The sequence below is a fragment of the Moraxella macacae 0408225 genome (assembly GCF_000320365.1).
Classification (GTDB): domain Bacteria; phylum Pseudomonadota; class Gammaproteobacteria; order Pseudomonadales; family Moraxellaceae; genus Faucicola; species Faucicola macacae.
Genome location: NZ_ANIN01000001.1, coordinates 470,896 through 482,482, shown reverse-complemented (window position 1 = coordinate 482,482; position 11,587 = coordinate 470,896). Strand labels below are relative to the sequence as shown.

4 protein-coding genes, 3 tRNA genes and 1 rRNA gene are annotated in these 11,587 nt (G+C 40.0%); 4 read left to right on the top strand and 4 right to left on the bottom strand.

Annotated elements, in window-relative coordinates:
* Window positions 1-119: 119 nt before the first annotated feature.
* The 3 genes from MOMA_RS02125 to gyrB form a co-directional block, all read right to left on the bottom strand.
* Window positions 120-195: transfer RNA gene (locus tag MOMA_RS02125), tRNA-Phe, on the bottom strand.
* 165 nt (window positions 196-360) lie between these two features.
* Window positions 361-822 carry a GNAT family N-acetyltransferase gene (locus tag MOMA_RS02120; protein ID WP_009766970.1) on the bottom strand — a complete coding sequence of 154 codons (462 nt, stop codon included), beginning with the start codon at window positions 820-822 and terminating at the stop codon, window positions 361-363.
* Window positions 823-970: 148 nt separating this feature from the next.
* Entirely contained in the window at window positions 971-3,424 is a 2,454-nt protein-coding gene (gyrB, locus tag MOMA_RS02115; RefSeq protein WP_009766969.1) for a DNA topoisomerase (ATP-hydrolyzing) subunit B, read from the bottom strand.
* Window positions 3,425-3,990: 566 nt separating this feature from the next.
* Here gyrB and MOMA_RS02110 point away from each other — a divergent pair.
* Complete coding sequence (locus MOMA_RS02110; RefSeq protein ID WP_009766968.1) at window positions 3,991-6,018, top strand: BCCT family transporter; 2,028 nt, start codon at window positions 3,991-3,993, stop codon at window positions 6,016-6,018.
* A 100-nt stretch (window positions 6,019-6,118) separates the two neighbouring features.
* Here MOMA_RS02110 and MOMA_RS02105 read toward each other — a convergent pair whose 3' ends face one another.
* Window positions 6,119-9,073, bottom strand: a complete 2,955-nt coding sequence (locus MOMA_RS02105; RefSeq protein ID WP_009766967.1) for an insulinase family protein — start codon at window positions 9,071-9,073, stop codon at window positions 6,119-6,121.
* Between the two features lie 657 nt (window positions 9,074-9,730).
* Between MOMA_RS02105 and MOMA_RS02100 the strand changes: the two genes are divergently transcribed.
* The 3 genes from MOMA_RS02100 to MOMA_RS02090 all read left to right on the top strand — a co-directional run bounded on the left by MOMA_RS02100 (window position 9,731) and on the right by MOMA_RS02090 (window position 11,525).
* Window positions 9,731-11,261: ribosomal RNA gene (locus MOMA_RS02100) — 16S ribosomal RNA — on the top strand.
* A gap of 99 nt (window positions 11,262-11,360) precedes the next feature.
* Window positions 11,361-11,437: transfer RNA gene (locus MOMA_RS02095), tRNA-Ile, on the top strand.
* Between the two features lie 12 nt (window positions 11,438-11,449).
* Window positions 11,450-11,525: transfer RNA gene (locus tag MOMA_RS02090), tRNA-Ala, on the top strand.
* Window positions 11,526-11,587: the final 62 nt, after the last annotated feature.

Below are 11,587 nucleotides of genomic sequence, written 5' to 3'. Positions count from 1 at the left end.
TTGAAGGAGAATTATGAAAAACTAAAACCAACTATAATAACATTAACCCAACAACACTTAATTAACCTAAGAACCTAAGGAAAAACACACTAACAAAACACACTATGAAACCTAAATGATGGTGGCGTGAGGCAGGATCGAACTGCCGACACACGGATTTTCAATCCGTTGCTCTACCGACTGAGCTATCGCGCCGTAATCATTTGAGACAATATTAAACCATTTTTTGCTTAGCTTGTCAAATTGTTTTTGCAAAAAAAGTCAAAAAAGTGCTTTGATCGGTTATTTTTTATACAACAACTTTTTATACAACAACATTCATTGGCGGTTGCTATGCTGAACATGTTTTCAAACAATAAGCTAAATCCATTCATAACGTTGTAAGATGTAATGTGTGGCATTGTCAATTGGGCTAAATTTTGTGATTGCTTGTTTTTTTAACAGATCGATGACTTGTTTTAAAAACTTTTTGCTAATACCACGCCCACGATTGGCAGGGTGCACGGTCAAATATTGTAAGCGACGATGGTTTATTAAACCGTCATCAAAACAGCCAATACAAGCTATGGGTTTGCCATTGAACAATCCAATAAATAGACAATTGTTTGGTTTTTTTTGTAAACTGTTTTGTAAAATTGCCAAAATTTTTTCACCGTTTTCACCGTTGTTTGTGTGGTTTTCACAGAAACTGGTTGAATTGTTGTAGTCTTGGTATAAGGCGATTAGTCGTGTTTGTAGCTCGGTTGCGTTGATGTTGGTTTTGTAAGTTTGGTTGTGTTGCAAGGCGTTAAAATTGCGCAGGGCGATGGTTTCTAAGGGCATAAGCATTCCTTTTGACACTTGATTTGACAAAAACTGCGATCTTAGGCGGTTGTGCGTGTAATAAAAAACGTGTTTATGTAATAAAAACGCGTTTCATAAAAAACCAAAACCGAACAAGTTTTGGTTTTTGGCTAAGATTGGCAAGGGTTTAAATGTCCAAATTGGTTACGGCCAGTGCATTTTTTTCAATAAAAGCACGGCGCTGTTCGACATCATCACCCATCAAGCAAGAAAATAAATGGTCAGCGGCAATGGCATCTTCAATCGTAACTTTTAACATATGACGATTGTCAGGATCCATGGTGGTTTCCCAAAGTTGATCGGCGTTCATCTCGCCCAGGCCTTTGTAACGCTGAATAGACAAGCCGCGGCGGGCATCATTCATGATAAATTGCCACAAATACGCCATGCTTGGTATTGGCAATTTTTTCTCGGCTTTGGCAATGTAGGCTGTCTCTGACAACACATCTTTCCATTGTGAGGTTAAGCGGTGCAAACGGCTATATTCACCAGAGCTGATAAAACTTGTGTCCAGCAAATATTGGTTTGGCAATTGGTGTACATAAATGGTCAAACGTGGCAAATAATACGCCACTTGGTTGTCGCCATCTTGTTTGTGAAATTCTTCCAGTTCAACTTTTGGATTGAGATTGGGTGAGGTTTTGAGCAATTCGGTGTTGAGTTGTTCTATCCAGTCTAACATTTGTTGTTTGTTTTCAGTGCGTTGTAAATTGATTTTTTCTACAACGGCTAAAGCATCTAAAATGTTGGCAGGGTATTTTAATTGCAAGCGATTTTTAATGGCTTGCGTTTGGTTGTAATCGTTTAATAGATTTTCTAATGCTTGCCCTGTAATTGCAGGTGTATCGTCGCTTAAATGCAACTGATTTTCATCAATTGTAGATGACAGCAGATAGGCTTTTAATGCTTCGTCGTCTTTTAAATACAAGGATTGGCGGTTCTTTTTTACTTTATACAAAGGCGGCTGGGCAATATAAATATGCCCACGCTCAATCAATTCAGGTGTTTGGCGAAAAAAGAAAGTCAAAAGCAAGGTGCGAATGTGTGAGCCGTCTACATCTGCATCCGTCATAATGATGATTTTGTGGTAACGCAATTTATCAGGGTTGTACTCATCTTTACCAATGCCTGTGCCTAAAGCGGTAATCAGTGTGCCAACTTCAGCTGATGACAACATTTTGTCAAATCTTGCACGCTCCACGTTTAAGATTTTGCCTTTTAAGGGCAAAATTGCTTGCATTTTGCGGTTACGCCCTTGTTTGGCCGATCCACCCGCCGAGTCGCCCTCTACGATATACAGTTCGGATAAGGCAGGATCTTTTTCTTGACAATCTGCCAATTTGCCCGGTAAGCCTGCAATATCAAGGCTTGTTTTGCGTCGCGTCATTTCACGAGCTTTGCGAGCGGCTTCTCTTGCACGAGCAGCGTCAATGATTTTGCCAGTAATGGCTTTGCCTGCATTTGGATTTTCTAGTAGATACTCGCTAAATTTGGTTTGCATGGCGGATTCAACGGCGGATTTTACCTCGCCTGACACCAGTTTGTCTTTTGTCTGGCTGGAAAATTTTGGATCGGGTACTTTAACCGATACAATGGCGGTAAGACCCTCTCTTGCATCATCGCCTAAAATTTGTACTTTTTCTTTTTTTAGCAAATTTTCGCTTTCCATATAACTGTTTAAACAGCGTGTAAGGGCGGAGCGAAACCCTGACAAATGCGTGCCACCGTCTTTTTGTGGAATGTTGTTGGTAAAACACAAAACTTTTTCGTTGTAGCTGTCCGTCCATTGTAATGCTACTTCTACGCTTATGCCATTGTCTTGTTCGTTGCTAAAATGAAAGACATCGTTTAAACCAGTTTTGCCTGCATTGATAAATTGAACAAATTCAGACAAACCGCCTGCATGCTCAAATTTTTGCTGCTTGTCTGTGCGCTCATCGATAAGCACAATTGCAACCCCTGAGTTTAAAAATGACAACTCACGCAAGCGTTTTGCTAAAATTTCATAGTCAAAAATCGTCCCTGCAAAAATTTTATCACTTGGGTAAAAGCGAATTTGTGTGCCTGTTTTGTCGGTTGTTTCTAGTTGTTGAATGTCTTCTAAAGGTGCACCATTGCTATAAGTTTGGCGATAATGATACCCTTGTCGCCAAATCTGTAAAATCAATTTTTCTGATAACGCGTTCACCACTGATACACCCACGCCGTGCAAACCGCCCGATACTTTATAAGAATTATCGTCAAATTTGCCACCTGCGTGCAAAATCGTCAAAATCACCTGGGCGGCCGATACGCCCTCTTCTGGGTGAATATCGACAGGAATGCCACGTCCATTGTCTTTTATAGATACCGATTCATCTTCATGAATGGTAATGCTAATCTCATCACAATGCCCCGCCAACGCCTCATCAATGGCATTATCCACCACCTCAAACACCATATGGTGCAAGCCTGTACCGTCATCGGTATCACCGATATACATACCTGGGCGAACTTGTACGGCTTCTAGTCCGCGTAGTACTCGGATACTGTCCGAGCTGTAATCGTCTTGTTTGTTGGGTGCTTGGGTGTTGTCAGTCATAGTGACTCCATGTGTTCTTATTTAATAAAATAAGCGATTTGTTTCAAAATCAATGAGTTGGATAAAATTGGTTTGTAAGAATTTGGCTGTTTTTTGATACAAAAAATGTTTGGCTATTTTAGCAAAAAATAGGATAAAAGTCATGTATTATCAGATTTTTGGCGGTATTTTGACCCAATTTTTATGACAAAATCTTAGCAAGCTTGTCAATACTTTTGTAAATTTAATACAATATATTTGTATAAAAAATGTATAAATAAAACTTACTTAATAACAATTACTTAGCCAAATTTTTTCGCCAAATTTTCTAAATTTTTATCACAAAAACTTTGCTAAAATTTGAATAATTGTCAATGATTTGTTAAGGTTAATGCTGTCATAAAATTTTTTTATGGGTTTTGAGTCAAATTTTTAGCCAATGTTTTGATAAACTGTTTCAATATGATTTTTTAATGTTGTTTGAATTTGGGATTATTTGAATATTGGGTAAAAATTTGATGGTTATTGTTAGATCAATTTGTTAGATAAATTTTTAAATCAATTAAATTAAGTTTAAAGGAACGCTGATGTCGTTATCACGATTTTTTACAGAAAAATCATCGTTCAATGTGTTGGTAACAGGGGTAACACTGCTTGTGGTGTTAAGTCTTGTGGTGGCAACTTTGCTGTTGCCAGAACAAATGAACGATGTGTTAAATATAGCCAAAGCTGGGATTTTTAAAAATTTTGCGTGGTTTTATGTCTTGGTTTTTTCGGTATTTTTATTTTTTATGTTGTTTACGGCCTTAAGTCAATTTGGTGATGTAAAACTTGGTGCAGATGAAGAAGTGCCCGAGTTTGGTTTTTTGTCTTGGCTTGCTATGCTGTTTGCTGCTGGCATGGGTGTGGGGTTGATGTTTTTTGGGGTGGCTGAACCGTTGTCGCATTTTACAGGCAGTATTTCTACAGGCACTGCTGAAAATCAAGCCAAAGAAGCCTTGTTGCATACAACATTTCATTGGGGATTGCATGCTTGGGCGATGTATGGTGTGATTTCGCTTGCACTGGCGTATTTTGGTTTTCGTTACAAATTGCCACTGGCACTTCGTTCGTGTTTTTATCCGCTGTTAAAAGACAAAATTCATGGCAAACTTGGCGATGCGATCGATATTTTGGCCTTGATTGCCACGTTGTTTGGAATTATTACCACGCTTGGTTATGGTTCGGCTCAAATGGGTTCAGGTTTGGTTGAGATGGGCTGGGTGTCAGAAAATGGATTTGGTTTACAAATTGTGGTGATCGCGGTTGTTATGACTCTTGCGGTTGGTTCTGCGATCAGCGGTGTTGGCAAAGGTGTAAAAATTTTATCAGAAACCAATTTGGTTTTGGCAATTTGTTTGTTGTTATTTGTTTTAGCAACAGGGCCAACACTGTATTTATTGGGAGCGTTTAGCGATAATTTAAGCACTTATTTTGGCAATATTTTGGAGTTAAGTTTTAAAACTTATACTTATGAACCTGACAATATTAAATGGTTTAATGACTGGACGGTGATTTATTGGGCTTGGTGGTGTTCATGGGCACCGTTTGTTGGTTTGTTTATTGCTCGTATCAGTCGTGGGCGTACTATCCGTGAATTTGTGTTTGGGATTTTAACCATTCCGACGATTTTTAGTATTTTGTGGTTTACTGTATTTGGCAACGGGGCAATTTGGCTGGATACGCACGTGGCTGGCGGGGTGTTATCAGCATTGACAGGTTCGCCTGATGTGTTGTTGTTTCGCTTTTTGGATTATTTGCCTTTATCAAGTTTAACCAGTATTGTGGCGTTAGTTAGCATTGGGCTGTTTTTTATCACATCGGCGGACTCAGGCATTTATGTGTTAAATAACATTGCCTCGCGCGATAAAAGTTTGGTAAGTCCTGCATGGCAAGCGATTTTGTGGGGCGTGCTAATGTCTGTGGTTGCGATTGTACTTATGAAATCAGGCGGATTGGGAGCTTTACAAAGTGTAACCATGATTGCAGCTTTACCGTTTGCCTTACTTATGTTGATTATGTGTATTAGTTTGTGGTATGCACTCATTGCTGATCATAAATATTTTAACAGTGGCTTTACTGCAAGTTCGGTAACATGGACAGGTGATAAATGGAAACATCGCTTAAATGCTATGTTAAATCAAACCGCCGAAAAAGACATTTTGGTGTTTTTAAAAACCACCGCTTTGCCTGCTATGCTTGAATTAAGCGATGAGTTAAACAACAAATATGATCTAAATGTATCGGTTAATACGTTATTTGATCGACCAGAACCTGCGGTAGAATTGGTTATTCACAAAGGTTCGGTGCGAGATTTTATGTATGGCATTCGCTCGGTAAGCAGTGAAGTGGCGGAAAGTTTGTTAAAAGATGAACATTTGCCACATCTACAAAAATCTGAAATTTACCGTCCGATCACTTACTTTTTTGATGGGCGTTTGGGTTATGAGGTGCATTATATGACCAAAAACGAAATTATTAGTGATATCTTAAAACACTATGAGCGTTATTTGTCATTAATGGGCGATGTTGGCCAACAAATCATGGCACACGAACAAACTGAATTGGCAGAGTAGTTTATTTGACAGAAGTTTTGTTGCTATAAAAATTTGTTGCTATAAAAAAGACGGCTGTAAAAGTCGTCTTTTTTGATTTTGGTGGGTTAAATAAATTTTTCTATATTAATTTTTCTGTACGAAAGCCAAGTTTTGTCATTAGATCGGCTTTATCAAATGGTGCTAATGTTGCTTTAACGTGTGGTTTGTCTTTAAGATAAGTGGCAGCCACACGCTGTAAATCCGCCAATTTTACCGCCAAAATTTTAGCACGCATGCTTTGTTGCCACGCTTTGTTACGTCCGTGAAGTTCGGCAAATAACGCCTTAACCGCCTCGCCTGCTGGACTTGCAGGCTTATCCATGCCTGCAATTAAACCCAAAATTGCCTCTTCTAACCAAGCACAGGTTTTGTCATTTTCATGTTGTGCCAACAACCAATCGATACTTGCCAAAAAGTCATTAAATGTTTGCTCACAACGCGGATCGCGGTAGCTGTAAAATTTAAACGCACAGCTGTTGCTGTCATAGCTTGCTCCACCGCCATACGCACCGCCAATTTCTCGTATTGCTTTGTGCAGATAATTGTTGCGCAACACGCTTGATAAAACCATGAGTGCAGGGGCGTCATCATGGGCGGCAGGCACGACGGAAAATGCCATAGCATTGTGAAAAACATTGGTTTGGACAAGCCAAGCAATGTCTTTGTCATCTAGATCAAGCGTTTCATTGTCAAGGGTATTTTGGCAAAAGTCAACCGTTTGTGTCCAACTGTTACAAATGGCTTGTTCCAAGGTTGCCAGATGTTCTTTTTCTGCGATGATAACGGCTTGTTTTGGCAAAGTTTTTATGACATTGTGTAGTTTTGTTAAACGTTTTGTTAAATCTTGCCAAAGTGTGCTGTCTTGTTCCGCCTTATTTAAAAATTCAGTCAAATGATTTAATTTAGGCAGACCTCCGTGTGCGTATTCTAAGCGACTGATTTTACTCATATTTCTGCTTGCAGTTTGCATAGCATAGGCATGACCTGCATGGGTTAGGCGAGATTGCCAACCAAGTTGTTTTTGGGTTAAAATTTCTTTAATCCGATCGGTTTCGCTAAATACCGTATCGTTTAGCACCATTTTTACCAAGTCAATTGCTTCTAATTTTCGACTAAGCGACCGCGTGGCAATGACCAAAAAACTGTCCATTTGTTCAGGATCGGCTATCGAGGTACGCTGACTGATACGCACGGTAACGCCGCTACAATGACGAGCTTGTAATGCTTGAAAACGGCGAGAATCCATATCCTTTGTGCCAATTTCGCTAATTAAGGTTAAATACGTGGGCAAGTCTGGGTGGTTAACCACAGCTTCATAGCCCTGTAATGGCAAAATTAACTGATAATAATATAAGCCGTTTGTGCCTGCTTCGTATTCGTATAAAATGCTGTCTTGACCGCTTAATTTTACCGATAATTGTGTGTTATTTTTAAACTGGATATCAGATGGTATGTCATCAAGTCCAACTTTTGGCAATAAATCCACATCATCAGGTGTTGCTTGACGTTTGGCTAAATCATGGGCAAGTTGTTGTAATTGTTCGCGTTTTTCATCATTCAGTTCGCTTGCAATTTTGTCTAATTTGGCTTGTTCTTCATTGGCAAGTTTGTCTGATTTTTTATCATCAGCAACCAACGTTAATCGCACGCGGTGTTGATTGTTTAACAAATGTTTGTAAATCAAATCGCGGATAAAGTTTGGATTTTTGACTTGTTCCCTTAGCCAGTTTAGGTTGTCATCAATATCCCATACATCAATGGGGTTGCCATCATGTAGGGCGGTGCTAAGTCCTTCCAAAATCAAGTTTAAACCATAGGGCATGCTATCACCCCCGATATGACGTTGATCAATTTCAATTTGGTGTAAAACGGTTTCAATTTCTTCAGGGTCAATTGGTTCATTGGCAATTTTGTGCAACAAATTTAAAATACCATCTTCAATTGCTTGGGCGTGTTCGGACTCAGAGCCTCGTACGCCAGCGTAAAATACCATTTGATAATGACTGTCATCTAAACCCAATAGTGGTGTTGGAGCTGATGCCAATTCGTGGCTTTCCAAATAGGCACGCAATGGCGAACCTGAATGCTCCACCAAAACCCCCTCGAGCAGTCGCAAAGCAAGCCGTTGCTTGGCATCTAAAATCGTTGGCAACAACCAAGCCAACACATGGTGCGTTTGTTTGGGTTTTAACACATCGACACTGTAAGTTTCGCTGACTTGAATGGGGTTTTTTAATGATTTTTCCAAAGCAGATGCGTGTTTATGCCCTTTGGTAAATGGTTTTTTTGTGGTTGCCAAGGCATCATTGTGTAGTTTTTCTTGAATATCTTTTACGTTAATATTGCCAAAACTCATTGCCACTGCGTTGCTTGGGTGATAGTGGCTTTGATGAAATTTAACCAATTCATCATAAGTCAAATCGGTAATTGCAGCTGGATCACCCCCTGAATTATAATGATAAGTGGTTGTTGGAAACAGATGACGTGCAATTGCGTGATAAAGCTGATCAATCTCACCGCTCATTGCCCCTTTCATTTCGTTAAAGACAATGCCTTTAAATTCAGGTTTGCCTTGTTCGTTTAATTCCACTCGAATGCCTTCTTGAGCAAAATCCAATGGATTTAAGTTGGGAAAAAAGGTTGCATCTAAATACACTGACAACAAATTAAAATAATCCTTACGATTTTGGGTAGCGAACGGATATGCCGTCCAATCTGCGGCGGTAAATGCATTCATAAAAGTATTCAGCGAGCGTTTTATCATGCTAAAGAAAGGATCTCGCACAGGATATTTGTGCGAACCACACAGGCTTGTATGCTCCAAAATATGCGCCTCGCCCTTGTTGGTTGTCGGTTGAGTGCGAAATCCAATCAAAAACGCATTTTCATCGCTTGGGTGTGCCAAATGATAATGCAGTAAACCAGTTGCTTTGTGTTCACTGACGACAACATCAAGCGATAAAGAATCGATGCGATGATGATTAAGTTTGGTAAAATTTGGATCTAAAGTAAGGTTGGGTTGAAAAATTGACATATTTATCCTATCATTTTTGTAAAATATTAATTATTTGTTAAAATATTAACTAATAATAGGGCAAACAATCTATTTTATCAAATTTTTTCACAAAAAACCCCAAAAACCCCAAAAAACCCCTTGACCTATCCAAAAACTTCTATATAATACGCACCCACTTAAGCAACAAAGCTTATCTTATTCTTATTAACTTAAGCAACAAAGTTAAGTTAAGCAACAAAGCTTAAACAAATAATTTTTTTAAATAAAAACAACTTAATTAAAACAACTTACTTAATCTTAATTAAAAGTTTTTTTAATCAAAAGTTTTTTAATCAAAAGTTTTTTAATCAAAAGTTTTTTTAATCAAAAGTTTTTAATTAAAAAAAGCATAAAAAATAAAAAACAGCTTGACAATAAAAATAAAGCTGATAAAATATGCAACTCTTAACAGACGATGTTAAGAACAAAACTAAATAACAAATTAAAATAAAAAACAACTTGTGTAGATTTTCTACTGGCACAAATAAATATATAAAACAAAAAACTTTTTATATTCTTTTGTACAGAAGAAAACTTTCGTAAGTTTATTTGAGCAAACAGTATAAAAAGAGCCTGAGTTTGACTAATAACATAATAATAAAATATTATGCAAAAATCAACTCTAAATAAAAGATTAAACTGAAGAGTTTGATCATGGCTCAGATTGAACGCTGGCGGCAGGCTTAACACATGCAAGTCGAACGATGATTATCCAGCTTGCTGGATAAGATTAGTGGCGAACGGGTGAGTAACATTTAGGAATCTGCCTCATAATGGGGGATAGCTTGGGGAAACCCAAATTAATACCGCATACGTCCTACGGGAGAAAGATGGCGCAAGCTGTCGTTATGAGATGAGCCTAAACCAGATTAGCTAGTTGGTGGGGTAAAAGCCTACCAAGGCGACGATCTGTAGCTGGTCTGAGAGGATGATCAGCCACACTGGGACTGAGACACGGCCCAGACTCCTACGGGAGGCAGCAGTGGGGAATATTGGACAATGGGGGAAACCCTGATCCAGCCATGCCGCGTGTGTGAAGAAGGCCTTTTGGTTGTAAAGCACTTTAAGTGGGGAGGAACAATTATCAATTAATACCTGATAATCTTGACGTTACCCACAGAATAAGCACCGGCTAACTCTGTGCCAGCAGCCGCGGTAATACAGAGGGTGCGAGCGTTAATCGGAATTACTGGGCGTAAAGCGAGCGTAGGTGGCTAATTAAGTCACATGTGAAATCCCTGGGCTTAACCTAGGAACTGCATGTGATACTGGTTGGCTAGAGTAGATGAGAGGGGGGTAGAATTCCAGGTGTAGCGGTGAAATGCGTAGAGATCTGGAGGAATACCGATGGCGAAGGCAGCCCCCTGGCACCATACTGACACTGAGGTTCGAAAGCGTGGGTAGCAAACAGGATTAGATACCCTGGTAGTCCACGCCGTAAACGATGTCTACTAGCCGTTGGGTGTCTTGAACACTTAGTGGCGCAGTTAACGCGATAAGTAGACCGCCTGGGGAGTACGGCCGCAAGGTTAAAACTCAAATGAATTGACGGGGGCCCGCACAAGCGGTGGAGCATGTGGTTTAATTCGATGCAACGCGAAGAACCTTACCTGGTCTTGACATATCTAGAATCTTGCAGAGATGCGAGAGTGCCTTCGGGAATTAGAATACAGGTGCTGCATGGCTGTCGTCAGCTCGTGTCGTGAGATGTTGGGTTAAGTCCCGCAACGAGCGCAACCCTTTTCCTTACTTGCCAGCGGGTCATGCCGGGAACTTTAAGGATACTGCCAGTGACAAACTGGAGGAAGGTGGGGACGACGTCAAGTCATCATGGCCCTTACGACCAGGGCTACACACGTGCTACAATGGTAGGTACAGAGGGTTGCTACACAGCGATGTGATGCCAATCTCAAAAAGCCTATCGTAGTCCGGATTGGAGTCTGCAACTCGACTCCATGAAGTCGGAATCGCTAGTAATCGCGGATCAGAAAGCCGCGGTGAATACGTTCTCGGGCCTTGTACACACCGCCCGTCACACCATGGGAGTTGATTGCACCAGAAGTAGTTAGCCTAACGCAAGAGGGCGATTACCACGGTGTGGTCGATGACTGGGGTGAAGTCGTAACAAGGTAGCCGTAGGGGAACCTGTGGCTGGATCACCTCCTTAAAACAGTGGTAGTAGAGAATCTACAGCAAGTTGTTTTTTATTGAGTAAGCAGCTAATAAAGTTAAAAAGCCAAAAGCATTGCCTTTTTAACAGCTTTTAGGGTCTATAGCTCAGTTGGTTAGAGCACTGCCTTGATAAGGCAGGGGTCATAAGTTCAAGTCTTATTAGACCCACCAGCTTTTAATAGCGGGGTTATAGCTCAGTTGGTAGAGTGCCTGCCTTGCACGCAGGAGGTCAGGAGTTCGACTCTCCTTAACTCCACCAGTTTATTAACTAACAAGTAAACTTATATTAATAGAAAAAGTAATTATAGCAAACAAACAAGT

Coding starts and splice junctions, on each gene's coding strand:
- MOMA_RS02120 (WP_009766970.1), bottom strand. CDS start 822: ATGCCCTTAGAAACCATCGCCCTGCGCAATTTTAACGCCTTGCAACAC.
- gyrB (WP_009766969.1), bottom strand. CDS start 3,424: ATGACTGACAACACCCAAGCACCCAACAAACAAGACGATTACAGCTCG.
- MOMA_RS02110 (WP_009766968.1), top strand. CDS start 3,991: ATGTCGTTATCACGATTTTTTACAGAAAAATCATCGTTCAATGTGTTG.
- MOMA_RS02105 (WP_009766967.1), bottom strand. CDS start 9,073: ATGTCAATTTTTCAACCCAACCTTACTTTAGATCCAAATTTTACCAAA.